General features: G+C 38.2%; 12 protein-coding genes and 4 pseudogenes. 10 read left to right on the top strand and 6 right to left on the bottom strand.

All coding sequences use genetic code 11. From position 1 onward, the window contains the following. Positions 1–18 precede the first annotated feature (18 nt). Positions 19–204 carry a helix-turn-helix domain-containing protein gene (locus tag JOD18_RS24360; protein ID WP_204670195.1) on the top strand — a complete coding sequence of 62 codons (186 nt, stop codon included), beginning with the start codon at positions 19–21 and terminating at the stop codon, positions 202–204. 83 nt (positions 205–287) lie between these two features. On the opposite strand, the gene JOD18_RS16385 is transcribed toward JOD18_RS24360, so the two are convergent. The 4 genes and pseudogenes from JOD18_RS16385 to tcpF form a co-directional block, all read right to left on the bottom strand. Next, positions 288–1,199 (bottom strand): conjugal transfer protein, encoded by a 912-nt coding sequence (locus tag JOD18_RS16385; protein ID WP_204670194.1) that lies wholly within the window; start codon positions 1,197–1,199, stop codon positions 288–290. Between the two features lie 17 nt (positions 1,200–1,216). Continuing rightward, positions 1,217–2,245, bottom strand: a complete 1,029-nt coding sequence (locus JOD18_RS16380) for a bifunctional lytic transglycosylase/C40 family peptidase (RefSeq protein ID WP_204670236.1) — start codon at positions 2,243–2,245, stop codon at positions 1,217–1,219. 961 nt (positions 2,246–3,206) lie between these two features. Next, a pseudogene (locus tag JOD18_RS25040) lies at positions 3,207–4,617 on the bottom strand (CD3337/EF1877 family mobilome membrane protein); the annotation flags it as partial. Continuing rightward, positions 4,598–6,889, bottom strand: a pseudogene (gene tcpF / locus JOD18_RS16370) (conjugal transfer ATPase TcpF); the annotation flags it as partial. The pseudogenes JOD18_RS25040 and tcpF, both read right to left, overlap by 20 nt. Before the next feature lie 32 nt (positions 6,890–6,921). Here tcpF and JOD18_RS25035 point away from each other — a divergent pair. From JOD18_RS25035 to JOD18_RS16330, 9 genes and pseudogenes are all read left to right on the top strand, one after another. Continuing rightward, positions 6,922–7,152 (top strand): DUF4872 domain-containing protein, encoded by a 231-nt coding sequence (locus JOD18_RS25035; protein ID WP_204670192.1) that lies wholly within the window; start codon positions 6,922–6,924, stop codon positions 7,150–7,152. A gap of 447 nt (positions 7,153–7,599) precedes the next feature. After that, positions 7,600–7,761, top strand: coding sequence for a helix-turn-helix transcriptional regulator (locus tag JOD18_RS16360; RefSeq protein WP_018705595.1), 162 nt, complete (start codon positions 7,600–7,602; stop codon positions 7,759–7,761). Further along, a pseudogene (locus JOD18_RS24355) lies at positions 7,703–8,116 on the top strand (metal ABC transporter ATP-binding protein); the annotation flags it as partial. The gene JOD18_RS16360 and the pseudogene JOD18_RS24355, both read left to right, overlap by 59 nt. Then, positions 8,098–8,932: pseudogene (locus JOD18_RS16355) on the top strand (metal ABC transporter permease). The pseudogenes JOD18_RS24355 and JOD18_RS16355, both read left to right, overlap by 19 nt. A gap of 433 nt (positions 8,933–9,365) precedes the next feature. Further along, complete coding sequence (locus tag JOD18_RS16350; protein WP_018705597.1) at positions 9,366–9,767, top strand: RrF2 family transcriptional regulator; 402 nt, start codon at positions 9,366–9,368, stop codon at positions 9,765–9,767. Between the two features lie 524 nt (positions 9,768–10,291). After that, a complete protein-coding gene (locus JOD18_RS16345) occupies positions 10,292–11,206 on the top strand; it encodes an NAD(P)/FAD-dependent oxidoreductase (RefSeq protein WP_018705598.1) in 915 nt (304 codons plus the stop codon). A 503-nt stretch (positions 11,207–11,709) separates the two neighbouring features. Then, entirely contained in the window at positions 11,710–12,672 is a 963-nt protein-coding gene (locus JOD18_RS16340; protein ID WP_204670191.1) for a VanZ family protein, read from the top strand. Positions 12,673–12,807: 135 nt separating this feature from the next. After that, positions 12,808–13,982 (top strand): IS3 family transposase gene (locus JOD18_RS16335; protein WP_142246032.1). Its coding sequence is split into 2 segments (ribosomal slippage): positions 12,808–13,051 and positions 13,051–13,982, totalling 1,176 coding nucleotides; the frame shifts between segments, so codons are not numbered across the junction. A 216-nt stretch (positions 13,983–14,198) separates the two neighbouring features. Then, on the top strand, positions 14,199–14,411 hold the full coding sequence (locus JOD18_RS16330) for a hypothetical protein (protein ID WP_033369738.1): 213 nt from the start codon (positions 14,199–14,201) through the stop codon (positions 14,409–14,411). Positions 14,412–14,803: 392 nt separating this feature from the next. On the opposite strand, the gene drcS is transcribed toward JOD18_RS16330, so the two are convergent. Next, positions 14,804–15,829 (bottom strand): daptomycin efflux sensor histidine kinase DrcS, encoded by a 1,026-nt coding sequence (gene drcS, locus JOD18_RS16325; RefSeq protein ID WP_077113179.1) that lies wholly within the window; start codon positions 15,827–15,829, stop codon positions 14,804–14,806. Then, on the bottom strand, positions 15,826–16,497 hold the full coding sequence (gene drcR / locus JOD18_RS16320) for a daptomycin efflux response regulator transcription factor DrcR (RefSeq protein ID WP_018705604.1): 672 nt from the start codon (positions 16,495–16,497) through the stop codon (positions 15,826–15,828). The genes drcS and drcR overlap by 4 nt, the downstream gene beginning before the upstream one ends. Positions 16,498–16,517 lie beyond the last annotated feature (20 nt).

Below are 16,517 nucleotides of genomic sequence, written 5' to 3'. Positions count from 1 at the left end.
TTTGGAATAACATGACTAGTGACACCCGATAACGTGTCTGTTACTCAATTACACATTAAAACTGGTATTCGACATGATACGCTTAGTGCACTAACAAATAATAGACGACAACGAATACAATTAGATCATTTAGATAAAATCGTGAATACACTAAATATTAAAGATATGAATGAACTGTTTCGTATTGAAGAAGATGGACAATAGCTTTTAGAAGAAGCCATCACTACTTGTTCTATGCTAATCAAACAAATAGTGATGGTTTTACTTGGAAGCTCCATGAAGTTTTCTTATTCGACAATCATCCAATTTGTATCTTTTTCTAGGATGAGCTCGTATTGAGAAAGCTGTGTCGCTTTTGTCACCTCCTCCAAATACTTTACCGTCACCCACACCTTTATTTGATTATCTTGTTCTTGAAAGACTGGATTAACAAGTTCAGAAAACGTATAATCTTTTTCAATAGGTGGGAGGGCATTGTTTTCTACATAATAAGCCAGTTCTTGATCTGTTGCAGTAGGATAAGAAGCAAAGAACGTTTCTAAAAATAAAGTGACTTCTTCCATCGTTGAAGAATCTACCGTACCGTTATTTTTTCTTTGTTCAGGTGTATAGGTTGCTTTCTCGGGCTTACTCCATAAGGTAGGATTTTGGGTAATAACAAGGTTCCCTTGTTCGTCCTGATGAAGTGCTATGCGATAAGTTGAATTTGTTAACTTGCTCTCCTTGTCTTCCTTAATCTGTTGTTGTACAGAGTAGACGACCGAGAAAGTAGCTTCTGTTTCTTCTGTAATCGACCAAATACTTATATCTTTTACACTGGAACTGGTCGGAATATCTTCTCGAACCATGTCAACGTTTAAGACTTGCAATTCTTCTGTTAAATAGCGCTGAAGCTTATCGGTTCGTTCTTCCAATGCTTCTGTGTTATTTACCCACGTATAATAGTCTTTCACAAAATCTTTCGTAAAACTCTCCATAGCGCTTGTGTCCTGCATATGCTCTTCAATGACTTTTGTTTCATGAATGGTATGCTGATCAATTGCTGTAAAGTTTTTATAGATTCCAAAGGCAAGACTGCTGATTAATAGAATCCACAAAAAAAGAACCGACTTTTTATGCTTTCCAATGGTTCTCACTTTTACCTTTTTTAATTTCTTTGGCTGTGTCTGTTTTTCTTTTTTACTAAAAGGTAGCTTCATGCTATCCCAACCTTTCCTTAGTTTTTGATACGTCCTGCTCCGACAAAATGTGCTTGCCAGTAAGAAGAAGTTAAATCGGCATAGCCAATTGGTGAACCCGCATGATACATTTGATTATTTCCAACATATATGCCGAGGTGAGTTACATAATTGGCGGTGTTATACGTAGAATGGAAAAACACTAAATCACCCGGTTTTGCTTCCGATAAAGGAATGTGTTCCGTTGCGTCATATTGCTGTTGAGCGGTTCGAGGTAAGTTAATCCCAGCCTTGCGATAAACCCATTGTGTTAATCCGCTGCAATCAAAAGAGGTATTCGGATTGCTCCCCCCAAAAACATAAGGGTAATTTTCATATCTTAAGGCTTCTTCCATAACTAATTGAAAGGTGTCATCATCAAAGGATGGCACACGAAGGTAAAGCTGCAACAAATCGATATAAAACATATTGCCATAGCCAAATCTCCAACCTCCATTTTTCTCTAATGCAACGGGATTAGAGTAGGTAACTTTCTTTCCGCCCGATCGTTCTTTCGCAAAATTTTGCGCCAGTTCAAAAGAATAGGTTTTCCCTCGACCTGCGACATAATCAATAAAACCGCCACCGTAATTATAGGCTTGCATGATAGTTTTATCATCAACACCTTTTGTTTTTGCTGACTTTATTAACTCCGCAAAATATTTTGTTCCTTGTTCAATGGACGCTTCTGTATCTAAGGTGTTAGGTGGTAATCCCAGTGATTCACTACTTTGCATAACGTCTACTGCATTCCCGCCACTTTCTACTGCAATAATCGCAAGCAATACCGGAACATAGTCGCTAATACCATATTTATTTGCGTATTTTTCCACCATCGGTTGATGGGCTAATACATCTTCTGATAGAGCGATATGTTGAAGATAATCTGGTGAACCTAAATCCATGGAAGAATCGAAATCTCCTGTTTCATCAGATATAAAGATAGCCACAAAAGCAAGTAACCCTAAAAATGCCAAAAATCCTATACCACCAACAGTCAACAGGCTTTTTAATCGTAAAAATATCATCATCGTTTCCTCCTAACCATTCTTTTCTGACGTGGAGGTATTGATTTTTGCTGTGTCTGCTTTCGAGGAGGGCGTTTGATCACCGATTGTTGCTCTGATTTTGGAGTTTGTTTGGTAAATCGGACAGGATGTGAGTGCCGACCTTGCTGCTTTGTGTCTCTATAAGAACGGTAAACCTTCCTGTCTGGCTGAAAGACCGCTTGTTTGCCTTCGGTTTGAACCAACACACGTCTAGCTTTTCTATGAGCAGGCATGTTTTTTTCTGCTGATTGAACTTTCTGTGTCGTTGAAATGATAGGCTTTTTGGGTACAACACCCCTTTGATTGGAAAAGGCGGTAGACATTTGTTTTTTTCGCTGTCTATCTAATGCTTGTCGCTTTTCTGCAATCGTTTGGTGCTTGACGAATCGTCTTCTTTTTCTGTCATCAGGAATCCTATTTTCTTTTAGACTGTTCGGCTGGTTTGTATTTTTTAAAACAGTAGTAGGCTCTTTCTGTAACATACGTTTTGGTTTGGAAAGCGTGGTAGGCATTTGTTTCTTTTGCTGTCTATCCAATACCTGCCGCTTTTCTACAACTGTCTGCCGATGTTTCGCTGTCCGTTCTGTATGTTCACGCTGTCGCTGTTTTTTCGCTTGTACTATGCCTGCTTTAAAGTCTTTGACAGGACGTTTCAAGTGCTCCTTTCCTTGTGCTACTGCATACGTTGCTGTAGTTGGTAAATCTTTGACTTGTTGCTTTCTATGCTGGATATTCGCACGTACACGATTTTTCGTGTCTAACACTTTTCCAGTCGTTTGTCCGATCTTTTGACTAAGTGATTTTCTCTCCTGATTGGGTTTCTCTTGTTTGCTTGTCCTCATAGTGCTTAGGCTTTGTATAGGACGACGAAGAGAGAAAGAGTTTTGTGTTTTTCCTGACTTACTCATCATTTTTCCGACTGTTGTCCCAGTGGTTAATCCTGTCAACGTACGCCCAATCGAACGCTGTAACCTGCGACCACTGCGATACGCCATTTGTTTCGGGCGACGCATAACACTCCGGCCGACTTGTTGACTGTCGTTACTTTGCAATCGAAACATACCCATAATGTCACCAAGTTTCATATAAATGCCTGCGAAGGTGACAATTTGCAGAAAGGCAATCAAGAAAAATGGATAGGTGTTCGTTAAGCTGTACAACATGGAAGAAATACTAAAGGCAATCGTAATAACAAGTGTGATTCCAGCCCGTAACATAATCACATTAAACAGTTTTAAAATCGCTTGTTTCCCCATATTTTCAAAGCTAGGAATCATCGATAGTAAAAAGCTGATCGGTAGAAACGTCGCAAAAATAATAAACAGAATTTGTGAGAAAATCATCATCCCTGACAAGAGAAACACGAATATGGAAATCCCGATATTAAACAGAAATAAAAAGAAGACCATCCCTAAACGGGTAGTGGTCTTGGTAATCGTCAAATTCTTATTGTCGTAATCTTCAATTTCCGCCTTGACTACTTCTTCTCGGTCTTCTCCATTGTTGGTGTCAGGACTGATGGACACCAGATTTTCAACACGTTCTTCTCCAATCGCTTCTTTATCCGAGTTATCAAACTGCAATAAGAGCCAAGGCTGTTCTATCTGAATCGAAAAGAGATTGTTACGGATCAGATCAACACTATCCTTTCCTTGACTATTGGAGCTTGGCATAAGGATTTTACTTCCTAAATCCAATGCCGCCTTACTAATATCTGCTGAAAAGTCATTAATTTTCGTAATATACGTTGGGGCAAACGCAATAAAGGCAGCCGATACGATAAACACCACTAGAAAATTGGTCATGGCTCGTATCGCTTTTGTCGTTTCTCGTTTCATTAAACCTGTGTAGGTCACATAAATTCCCAACACTAATACAAATAGAAGCAGGAAACCAACATAAAAGCCTTCTGTTCCAAATCCTTTTTGGGTGATTCCAGCTAATGTTTGCATGTTTTTCCCGATAGCGTTCGCTGTTTCAGAAATAAAGTCTAAGGAATAAGCCTGCTGCACCAAATAGCCTGTCGCATTGGAAAGATATAAATTGATAATCCAAATAAAATTGGTGATCGTATACAACCCATACATGACTTGTTTACCTATGCCATCATCCCAGTTCCAAGGTAACCAATCCCAACCCGAATCGACATAAAAATCTAATTGATAATGGTCAAGCGGATAAAGGGAATAGAGGTTATCTTCGGATACGGTATCGTCGACTAAGCCGGCAGCTTGGGCGAATGTACCAAGTAAGAGAAGACATAGAAAAACGGCAGCACCAATGAGTACCGCCGTTAGGATAATCTTTTTCCATTTTTGTTTGTTCACATCGTCACCTCGTCTTTTTTTCATTTGTAGGTGGTCGAGTATCGAATGCATCAAATAAATCTTCGAAAACAGGATGGACTTGAATAATTCCCACACGCCCATATAAATCTTGAATCAAACATTGGCCATTTTCTAGTTCACGAAGTCTTTTCTGATTTCCTTCATCTTCTTTATCCACTCCAAAGAATTCTAATGTCTTTTTGATTTCATTAATATCCCTAGAACGAAAAGCAAACTTCACACCAATATTATTTTTTAGCTTTTCATCGGTTAAATCTGCCGCATTCTGGGTAACAAAGTATACCCCAGCATTCATGGCACGACCTGCACGCACCAGCTTATTAGACAATGTTTTCCCTTGTGCTACTTGCAGAAACGTCCATGCTTCGTCAAGGTCAACGATCTTAAAAATGCTTCGGTCAGAGTGGATAAAGTCCAGGGCAAAAGTAGAAATAATAATCAACATGGCAACACTCAATAATTCCATGGTGGTGTATTCTTCAAAACTGGTTTCTGCGTCTGGTAAGACTAAATCTGCCACTTGAATAATATTTAATTGCTTTTCTAGACTGATAGAATGTTCTACTGTTCCATCTGAAAAGAGAAGATGGGCAAAATCATAGTCCGTAAAGCTTTCGATATGGTCAGCAATGGTAGCCGCAAGTGGATTCGGGTCACTCCTTAGTTCTTGGATAACGAGAAACAAGCCACGTTCTTCTTGCTGGCTAACGGCTCGAATGGCTTTTCGTAAGACTGGAAACTTTTCGCCATCCCGACTAGATATGCCTGTAAGAAAGGTCAAAATATCAATCGCTAAGCTTTCTGAATCCTTTTTGTTTTTCATAATGACGTAAGGATCAAGCAATCCCTTGTTTGATTCTTCGCTAGTAAGGTTAACGATATTAATTTCTTCTGCGATATCTGATAAGGCTTCTTTCCAATTTCCACGTTCTGCTTTTGGGTCAACAATTAAGGCTTGACCACCAAATAGGACGGCATAATAGACGAGTAAGTTGTTAGAGAATGATTTCCCGCCACCAAGTGAACCTAAGAATGCAGAAGCTAATGCATTGGTGACCGAACCTTTCACCCCTTGACTGGCTAAGCTTGGATTGAGGTACACATTTCTTCCAGTGTCTAAATTATAGCCGAAATAAATCCCTTCTGTTTCTCCTAGCATTTGTGTGGCTCCAAACCCAAGTCCTGCAAGAAAATCAGAGGTCACATACTGTACATAATCATTGATATAACGCTTGCTGGCAGGAATAAATTCACCATGTAAGCCCAACATATCGCCAAATGGGCGAATAAGTTTCACGTTTAAGTCGTCGTAAAAATCTTTCACTTCATTACAGCGTTGGTTGAGTTCATCCAAGCTAGAAGCAGATACCCGAATGACATAGCTTAACTTGTACATGGATTCTTTTGTTTGGTCGAGGACATCTTCCAGCTCATTGACTTGTTCTAAAGCTTCCAATACATTGCTGCCTGTCTCGTTATCCGATTCCCATGCATGATTGTCCAAGTCTTTCAATTCCTTTTTCTTATTGCGAACAGTAGTTAACGCTTTTTTATTCGTTACAATTTCCACATTCATCGACGTATCAATCGGGAAGGTGAATTGTTGTTGTTGATAATAAAAGATTTCATCTGAAGGAAACTCCAAATCACCTACAATGGAATTGATCGTAAAATAGGCAACATAAGTAGTCTGTTCTTCCTGTTCGATTTTTAAATAACGTTGGTTTTCCACAATCAAACAACGAGTTGGTTTAATCAAGTCATAACGCTTCACTAACGTTTCCTTTTTTAACTTCTTTAGAGGGAGGGCATAATTATATTCCTCATAAGCAATGTCTGATTGCCCATGAAGATGTTCAATCAGATAGCCAAAATCATTTTTATTTAAAGGGCGGATCTTAAAACGTCTAGCTATTTTGTTTTGTAATAAAGATTCCATTTTAGAGAAACGTCTCATTTCATCATGAGGCATGGAAACAAAATCTCCCATGAGGTGATGATTCACGTCACGAATAAAGGCAGAAAGGGAAGTAGCAACAGATTTTCCCATCGACTTCATATTGACTTCTTCCTCATTTAACAGGAGCTTAAAGCCAATGAAAAACCGATAATCTACCTGATGTTCGCCAATCATAGAAGTAAGTGCTTCCGTCTGATCGTCGATTCGGTTGTAAGCAGCTGCTTGTAATTTCCCTGTGACCAGTCTCTTACTATTTTCCTGTACTGAGCGAATACTGCTTGCGGTACTAATTTGCAGGGCATGAATCCTGCCATCGAGGGGGAACTGGAGAATCCCTATTTAGAAATATGTATAGAGATTTCTTAAAAGAATGTTTGAGTATAGTTGATTATACTCCTTTACAAAATGGATATATTCTATTTACTAAAATCGCACCTATGTGGGAGGAGGTATCTAAGCTTATTAATAAGGCTGGAGAGACTCATGAATTACTATTCCTAAATCAGGCTTCTGATATTCTTTTAGAGTTATCAAACAAAGAATATGAAGCAATGAATCAACTATCAAGAATCTGTTGACTGCGATGCTTTCAAAAAATGAGTTTTAGAAAAGTGGATTCATGATTCTTGTTCCATTGGGGGGGGATTGGGAACGGCTTCATACTGCCTTTGTTGCACCTCCTTTGGGCTCCCGTACATCTTTCGCAGCGGCCGGATGCGGCTTCTTACCGTATTTTCCCCAACTTCAATTTCCGGATCGTGCTCCTTTAGCCAGTCCCATATTTGAGTAGCGGAGAGGTCGGGGTATTCCCTCTGATTCTGGCAATGTATTGTTAAGGTATGAGTTGAAAAAAAGATATAGAAAATATCGACTACTTGCTGTGCTAACAGGTTATGAAAATTAACTAATTCGTTTGGTTTATGTTGGTATGATTTATTACGTAAAGGCAACTGTCTGGATCGAGCGCAAAATGACAGGATTTAGAGAAGTTAATAAGGTAACATGCCATTAAAGGAGTGAACCATATGGCACTGGTAGAATCATTACAAAAGACAATCGAATACATGGAAGCCCATCTGCTGGATGACATCACGATCAAAGACATTGCTGAACAAGCTCATCTATCTCCCGAGCACTGTACTAGAACTGGTGCAGTCAGGGCGTTTTCAAAGAGGCAAATGGTTTAAAAGGTTAGATAAAGAAGATAAAGGGCATGTTCGTCGTTCCCTTGAATCAGTGGGAATGTGGGAGATGCATCATAAAAAGATAGGGGAATTATCAGGTGGATAAAAGCAGCGGATATCAATTGCTCGTGTGTTCTCAACAGATCCAGATTTGTTTATATTAGATGAACCTACAATTGGAATGGATGTACGTTCACGTAATGAATTTTATAAATTATTGAAGCACAATAGTACAGAGCATGACAAGGGTATCTTAATGGTTACACACGATCATGAAGAGATTCGTCACTACGCTAATAAACACATTGAGTTGATACGGAAGGAGGACTCACCTTGGAGATGTTTTTCTATGGATTGATGCAAAGAGCTTTCCAAGCTTCATTTTTAATCTCATTAATCACTCCAATATTAGGATTGTTTTTGGTATTGCGTAGGCAATCACTAATGGCAGATACTTTATCCCATGTCTCGTTATCTGGGGTAGCGCTTGGTCTGTTAATTGGCATCAATCCGACATGTACCAATATTCTCGTGGTAATCATTATCGCAACTCTGCTTGCATTTTTGCGTCAAATTTATCGCACATATTCTGAAATTTCGATTGCCATATTAATGTCTGTCGGAATGGCAGTAGCGCTTGTCCTGATGGAAATAAGTGCTGGTGGAATTACATTAAGTGTAACACAATTTCTATTCGGTTCAATTGTTACTATTCACAAAACAAATATGGATGTTACTAGGATTAACGATAATTATCGGATTATTATATTTAATATATCGAAAACCTATGTATGTTCTTACATTTGATGAGGAAACAGCTTTTAAAGCTGGCCTGCCTATTAAAACGATGTCGATTTTGTTTAATGTGTTAACAGGGGTCACAATAGCAGTAATAATGCCGATTGTCGGGGCTTTACTTGTCTCAGCCATTATCATTTTACCTGCAGCTATATCGCTTCGTTTAAGCAAAAGCTTCTACGGTGTCATATTAAATGAAATGGTCATTGCACTTGTCGGCATGTTAAGTGGTTTAGTCACTTCTTATGAATTGGGTACACCACCAGGCGCTTCCATCACAATAATTTTAATGTTGATTTTTGCAATCATAACACTTGCAAAGTACATGTTACATTACTTGAAATTTGATAGACTATTTAATAAAAGTCAAGGCTAGAATGAAATAAGCAGAAAAGACAAATCGAGTTTACATCGTAGAATTGTTATTTCAAATAATAAATTCCAAAACTCTACTTAATTCACAATGTATGAAAATCATTGAAGCCTTCAAACCAAATATATAAATAATTATAAAAAAGAACTAAAAGAATATTTCTACAAGCTATTATTAGAAAGAAGGATAGGTTATAAGCTGTTATATTAAGTTGGGGGCATAGATTGACAATATCGTAGTAATGTGTCTGCATAATAATATATAAGAGAAGCATTACCATTCATAACGAGAGAAATGGGGTTTTATAGTCACGATTAGAGCATTTTCAAGAAGTTCGACTAGCTGCTATAATATAATAGCCCATGCATTATACTTGGAGTTTAACAACATTCAAGTTATTATAGATAAATAAAATCCTTAATTAGGGTGATGATGAATGAAGTTTTCAAAGGCTACAGATTATGCTCTACATACGATGCTTTTTCTTACTGCAGCGACTCCGGATAAACCTGTGGGCGTTCAGCTGCTTGCTGAGAAGCAAAAGGTGTCACCAACTTATCTGTCCAAGATACTGACCAAGCTAGTAAAGGCTGGTATGATTGAATCCATAACAGGAGTGAATGGTGGATACAGACTGAAACGAAATTGGGAGGATATTTCGTTTCTTGACATTATTCATGCGATTGAGGGATCTGCCTCTTTGTTTGATTGTAGTTTCGATCACGGACCAGATTGTCCGATTCAAAGAGTAGTATTGGAAGCAGAGGAAAAAATGGAAGAGCATTTGAGAAATAAAAAAATGTCCGATCTTGTGCGGGAAATGAACATCGTTTTCTAGCACATATTCTTTCAACCAATTATAGATAATAAGTGTCTCTATAGTCTTTAATGAAATTATAATAAAAAATTAGGAGAATCCAAAAATGAACATGTATAAAAGGACCGTATAAGTTGATTCAAGATACAGCGATTTTTAATCCGGTATTGTGAAACGATGTCCCCGGAAGATTATAGGAAAGAGATCGAAAGTTAAGGAAGAGTTTCTGTACGTAGTCTGCATATTCATATCGCTGACTGTCATCGAATTTTACTAGGGATTTATGACTGAAAAATCTATATACAGAGTAAAATCAGCGCCTATCGATGATGTTTCAAAGATGTGCAAATTATTTAAAAGTCGAATGAGCTAGTGGATAAGTTCTTATGTAAGGAGGTGATGCCAACATGTAACATCGTAGCAGAGTGAGAATACAGTATTTCAGTAGTACTGGTTAGGTCTTAACTACATATGAGATGTACAGAGTAATTATTGGGCGTATACACATTTGGAAAGTTAAACTAATAAGAGGAAGGGAGTTAATCATGAAGGAAGTTGATGTTGTTATTATTGGAGGAGGTCCTGCTGGTTTAAGCGCTGGACTTATACTAGGACGGGCTAGGAAGAAGACGTTGATTATCGATGAGGGGCAACCGCGTAATGCAGTGACTAGAGAGGCTCATGCCTTTTTAACACGTGATGGCATTAGCCCACATGAATTTAGAAATATTGCTAAATCGCAGCTTCACACTTATCCGTCAGTTTCACATTTGGAAGATACTATCGAGTTGATAGAAGGTGAAGATGGTCAATTTTTGTTGGAAACTGCTTCAGGGTTGAAGATAGCCACTAGAAAACTGTTGTTTGCTATCGGAATGAAGGATCGCGATCTTGGCATACCAGGGTTGGCGGAGGTCTATGGTAAGAGCGCATTTGTATGCCCGTATTGTGATGGCTGGGAACTAAGAGATCAGCAATTAGTTGTCATAAACAGAGGAGCAGCGCTAATGCATTTTGTCCCATTGATTTACGGGTGGACAAAGCAGTTTGTAGTTTGTACAAATGGTCCCAATGAATTAAGTGAAGCAGAACGTGAAGAATTGCGTGCGCATAATATCCCGTTATTTCATTCACCAATTCATTCCATCCAATCAAATCAAGGCATGGTAAGGCATGTTAAGCTTGAGGATGGAACAGAAATTCCATGCACAGGAATTTTCTTCAAGGCAGAATTGGTACTTGGATCGGAATTACCTGTCGCACTTGGTTGCCGGATGTTGGATACTGGAATAATTGAAGTCGATGAGTTTGGAAAAACAAGTGTACCTGGTGTTTATGCAGCTGGGGATGCAACTACACACTTGCACCAATCTATTGTTGCAGCTGCTTCAGGAGCTGTATCCGCAGCCGCAATAAACGGAGAATTAAATCGAGAAGAATGGCATAAGAACAACGTTTGATTCAAATTCTAAATATATTTATAAAGAGGACTTTAAATTTATAATGTACCCTTTGTAAAAGACACTTTTATAAGGCCAAGCTACTTGAAGAAAGTGATTCCAGTACTATGAAATACTCCTCATTACCATTTATGAATCAACTCTTTAGAAAAGGTGGCAGGGTCACTCCTGCACGATTTGCCACTGTGCAAAATGGTCCTAAAACAGGTCTGTCAATAAATTTGTGGAATTGACCGTAAAAAAATTTAGTCGGTGTGGAGGATAATCCTGTCCACGAAGCGGATAGACAACCAGAGGTGCGATTATTTCCACAAAAAAGGAGCCATTCCTTCTTTAGACTGTACCCTTTGTAAAGGACAATCATAAAAAAGCTAGGCAGACTTAAGAAGGTGATCTCTGTATTGAATAGGGGTCATCAGGTTCCATTGATATCTGTAACGGTTATAGTAAATCATGTATTTTAAACATGACTTTTGATACACTGTTTCAGGAGGTGTTTTTATATGACTGCCAAGGGCAAAATAACATTGCCACAAAAACGTACAGTTATTTTTACCGTAACTATTCTTTATACTATTTTGATACTATATTTTATTTTTTTCGCTTTCGGCAGAATAGGTGCATCTGCAAGCACGACTGGGGTCACCTTTATTTTTTTTCCGATTGAGTTCTACCATTTGCCAAAGATTTCTGATTTTCTGCATCCTACTCTGATGGATTTCGTAGATCTAGGAAATGTGGCAGCCTTTATTCCATTCGGCATATTGATTCCATTGTTATTCCGTGTGAAGTTTATTCGTTTCTTTTCATTGTTCTTCCTGTCTATTCTCGTGATCGAAACCATACAGGCACTAACTTTGCTCGGAAGCTTTGATATTAACGATGCCATTCAAAACTCTCTAGGCGCAAGCATCGGATTCGGAGCGTACAAACTAGGGTATCGAACAAAAAACTTTTGGCTAAATATGGCTATTACCGGTATCACGTGTATTGTTATTCTAATCGGGGTATTAGCAATTTGCGGAATTGTGGAGAAAACGTTCACCAAAGCAGAGGGTCCCTTTATAGCTTTAAATGAACTGAAAAATAGTTCCGGGCATACAACAGCGGGAACAAAACCGTACAGCTTTAAAGTTAGCGGTCAAAACGTCGAACCTGGATATAATATATTTGGCGCCAAAGGCAAAGGAAGTGAAACCTACACTTATACGTCCAAGAAGGAGATTATTTTTTCATTTTATTATGGAATACCGGACTTAATGGATAGTGATGGAAGTATACAAGTTTTAGTCGATGGTCGTGAGGTATTATCCGGCTCTGGAACGGAGCAACTGAATTATCCGGAATTGTTTCCACAAATGTTTGAAATTCCACTTGAACGTGCAAGTAAGATTACGATAATCGTTAAGGGGAATGAAAAGCTTTGGGATGTAGGGTTTAGGGAAATGAAATATTTCTGGAAATGATTCAAACGTTTTGTTCAAGATAATGGTCTTTTTTCTTTTTCCCACCCCAAACATGTGGTGCTAGTATATTTTCATGGACACATCCTAGTTAGTTTCATAATTTTTGAGGAATAAGATTAAGAAGAGGTGTGTCCAATGAAAGGCCATAATAAAAACCAAAATAAATTTAATGAAGATTTCAAAAGGATGGTTGTGGAATTATATCAATCTGGCACTCCAGTCAAGCAATTAACCAGCGAATATGGCGTATCTGATGTCTCCATTTATAATTGGGTCAAAAAGTTTTCTCCCGTCAAATTTGAAGATGGAACCGTGGCAACGGCGGATGACTATACCAAGATTCAAAAGGAGCTTCGCCGGCTGCAGGAAGAAAATGAAATCTTAAAAAAGGCTATGGCCATATTCGCGAAAAGGTAAGCCAATCTGCAGTAGCTTCCGTGATTGATCAACATAAAGACCAACATCCCATCCAAACTATGTGCGAAGTCTTGGAATTGCCGCGAAGCTCCTACTACCTAACACTCCAAGAAACCGAATCCAAGCGTGAGCGGGAAAACAAGGAGCTGCCAAAAAGGATCAAAGAGATCCACGAAGAAAGCAAAGGGCGTTATGGAGCCCCAAAAATTCACCAATATCTCTGTGCGGAAGGATATAGAGTAAGTCTGAAACGTGTACAGAGACTGATGAAAAAAGAGGGCATCCGTTCCATCGTCATTAAAAAATATCGGCCAACACCAAGCAAAGAAACAGTTATCGAACGCGAGAATATCCTGGCCAGGGACTTTTCTACGACCACCATCAATGAAAAATGGGTGGCCGATATTACGTATATCCATACATTAAAGGATGGCTGGTGCTACCTTGCTTCTGTGATGGACCTGCATTCAAAGAAAATCGTAGGCTATTCCTTTTCTTGTACAATGACAACAGACCTGGTGATTAAAGCATTGGATAACGCCTATGCCACGCAGCTACCACCAGAGGAGTTAATTCTGCACAGTGACTTGGGTTCCCAATATACGAGTGAGGCTTTCATGGAAGAGGCTGAGTCAAAAAAGATCAGACAATCATTCAGTCGAAAGGGCTGCCCGTACGATAACGCCTGTATTGAATCCTTCCATGCTATTTTGAAGAAGGAAGAAATACATCACGTAACTTATCTGGATTACGCCTCTGCAAAGATTCATCTCTTCCAATACATTGAAGGCTGGTATAATCGAAAGCGAATGCATGGCAGCCTTCAATATAAGACCCCACAACAGGTTGAAGATGAAATCCGGGTGGCGGCTAAGTCACTGCATCATGTCTGAGCACGGCGCTTTACATGGAGGGGGGCATGTTAGGCTCGTCCGCCTGCGAAAGGATTGTTTGACCCTTTCGCCCTTCGCAAGACACCCATGCCCATAGAGGCTCCATGTCAAGCGACATAGACCAACCCACTCTTATGAAATGGAGCTCTGTCCAATCCACCATCTATTTTGTGTCCAGAATATTGGCGTAGATCCAATTATACGATTTACAGTGCTATGAACATTAATTTATTTAATAGGGTTTTTCAACACTATAATCCGAATACCCAAAAGAAAAAGAAATTCAAAGAAGTTGAAGCTACTTTCATAAAATTGTTACCTGATCAATTCCCGAATTGGGGTCAAATAGGCTATGAATGGGTTTATGAAGAAATCTATGGTGCTGACTTTTCACCACTGACTAAAGCAATGGAGGAGGGTTATTTTTAACCCTCTTTCTACACTATTTTCCGATTACCCCATAAAAATATAACCAAATAAAAATCTTAAATAAAGTGTTTGAGCCTCAATTGATTTTCAAAAGTCATTGCATATGCATGTTAAAACCATGGATAATATTTCCCATACTTGGAACTGGAGATAAAAAGAGGACATATAACGTTGATTTATCGTGGTATTAATTTTGAAAAGTTCGATTAAAATATAATAAAAACCTGGTTATAGCTATTTTCAAGTACTTATTTTTTTATCAATTAATGCACTTACTATTGGCTATATTATTTAATATTTCTTAAGCCTTACGATAAACATTATTCTACTTGAACACCTTTAATTTGATACTATTTTCCGATTAACCAATTTCTTTAACCCCACCATTATACTTATAGATGATAATAATTTCTGATTTTTGGAAAGTGGATGATGACCTTCGTATATTTCCCATCTTCTGAATGAATGGAAAGGTCATGTCCTAATTTAAGAGCCATTTCTTTTGCAAGGTAGAGACCTAAACCGGTAGATTTGGCATGACTTCTCCCAATAGATCCTGTAAATCCTTTTTCAAATACGCGGCTGATATCCTCTGGCTTAATTCCAATGCCTGTATCTTGAATCTGTAGCCGCTTTTCTTTTAGATCTTCCTCAAATTGTACGGAGATTTCCCCGCCTTCACCTGTATATTTTAAAGAATTTGAAAAAACTTGATCCATAATAAAACCAAGCCATTTACTGTCGGTATGGACAACCTGTTCAATATTGTCCATATGAAAACGAATTTGCTTGTTAATAAAAGATTTGGCAAATTTCTTTACACTGTTTTTAGCAACTTGATCCAACACTACCTCGGAAATAAAATAATCTTTGGAAAAAGAATCAATGCGAGAATAATAAAGAGCCTGCTCCACGTAATTTTCGATTCTATCCAACTCATCTTCAAACTTGTCCACAAGGTATTCAACAGTTCTTCCATTACTGTTTTCCATAAGCAAGCGACCTGCCGCAATCGGAACCTTGACTTCATGAATCCAAGATGTAATAAAATCTTGATGATCCATTTTTTCGTTATACAACTTTTGTAATTGATCGCCATGCACACTATTTACTTTTTTTAATAACTCAAGATATAACAGTTGTTCATCGTTTCGCGGTTTAGGCAGAGTTGCGAGAAATTCTTCATGATTACTTTCAACCAAATCATTTAATTCCCGATAAAATTCTCTATTGTAATAGTATTCGATGATTACGTATATAGCTACAATAAAAAAGATAACCACATTGGTATATACGATATTACTTACAGTGTTTCTGGAATCTGTGCTCACAATCGTCATCAAAGAAACAAAGAACATAATGATCACGTTTAATATAAAGAAATTCCGTTTATCTTTTAGATATTGAAAGAAACTCATTGGATAATATAACCTTGTCCTTTCTTAGTCATAATGAAGTGTTCTTTTCCAAGTTCAGCAAGCTTTTTACGCAGACGAGCAATATTAACCGTCAATGTATTTTCGTCTACGAAATTTTCATTCTTCCAAAGGCTACGCATCATTTTCGTACGACTGACGATGGTTCCTTTATTTTTCATCAGGATTTTCAAAATAAGAAATTCTGTTTTCGTGAGTTCCGACTTTCGATCTCCATGTAAGGCCTCTCCGTTCTCAAGGTTTAATATAATTCCATCATGTTCGATTGTCTTAGACTGTGTTTCCATGTAGGAATACGTTCTGCGGAGGAGTGCATTAATTTTTGCAATCAATACATCCATATGGAAAGGTTTTTGAATATAATCATCTCCTCCCATGTTTATCGACATCACTATATCCATTGGTGTATCACGGGAAGAGAGAAAGATCATAGGGACCTTTGAAATTTCTCTGATTTTATTACACCAGTAAAATCCGTCAAACGATGGCAAATTGATATCCATGATGACTAGGTGAGGATCATGATTAAGAAATACCTGCATGATTTGGTCAAAGTCTTCGATCTTAACGGTTTCAAAACCCCACTTTTCTAATGTTTCCCCTACCATATCACGAATGGTCAAATCATCTTCCACAATCATGATTTTCATTCCTCTTCCCTCCAAACAAT

This window comes from Gracilibacillus alcaliphilus (genome assembly GCF_016909015.1).
Lineage (GTDB): Bacteria > Bacillota > Bacilli > Bacillales > Amphibacillaceae > Gracilibacillus > Gracilibacillus alcaliphilus.
This window is presented reverse-complemented; position numbering and strand designations above follow the sequence as displayed.

Bases quoted from the DNA above. Each gene is read 5' to 3' on its own strand.
- JOD18_RS16385 (WP_204670194.1), bottom strand. From the start codon at position 1,199: ATGAAGCTACCTTTTAGTAAAAAAGAAAAACAGACACAGCCAAAGAAA.
- JOD18_RS16380 (WP_204670236.1), bottom strand. From the start codon at position 2,245: ATGATATTTTTACGATTAAAAAGCCTGTTGACTGTTGGTGGTATAGGA.
- JOD18_RS25035 (WP_204670192.1), top strand. From the start codon at position 6,922: ATGTATAGAGATTTCTTAAAAGAATGTTTGAGTATAGTTGATTATACT.
- JOD18_RS16360 (WP_018705595.1), top strand. From the start codon at position 7,600: ATGGCACTGGTAGAATCATTACAAAAGACAATCGAATACATGGAAGCC.
- JOD18_RS16350 (WP_018705597.1), top strand. From the start codon at position 9,366: ATGAAGTTTTCAAAGGCTACAGATTATGCTCTACATACGATGCTTTTT.
- JOD18_RS16345 (WP_018705598.1), top strand. From the start codon at position 10,292: ATGAAGGAAGTTGATGTTGTTATTATTGGAGGAGGTCCTGCTGGTTTA.
- JOD18_RS16340 (WP_204670191.1), top strand. From the start codon at position 11,710: ATGACTGCCAAGGGCAAAATAACATTGCCACAAAAACGTACAGTTATT.
- JOD18_RS16330 (WP_033369738.1), top strand. From the start codon at position 14,199: ATGAACATTAATTTATTTAATAGGGTTTTTCAACACTATAATCCGAAT.
- drcS (WP_077113179.1), bottom strand. From the start codon at position 15,829: ATGAGTTTCTTTCAATATCTAAAAGATAAACGGAATTTCTTTATATTA.
- drcR (WP_018705604.1), bottom strand. From the start codon at position 16,497: ATGAAAATCATGATTGTGGAAGATGATTTGACCATTCGTGATATGGTA.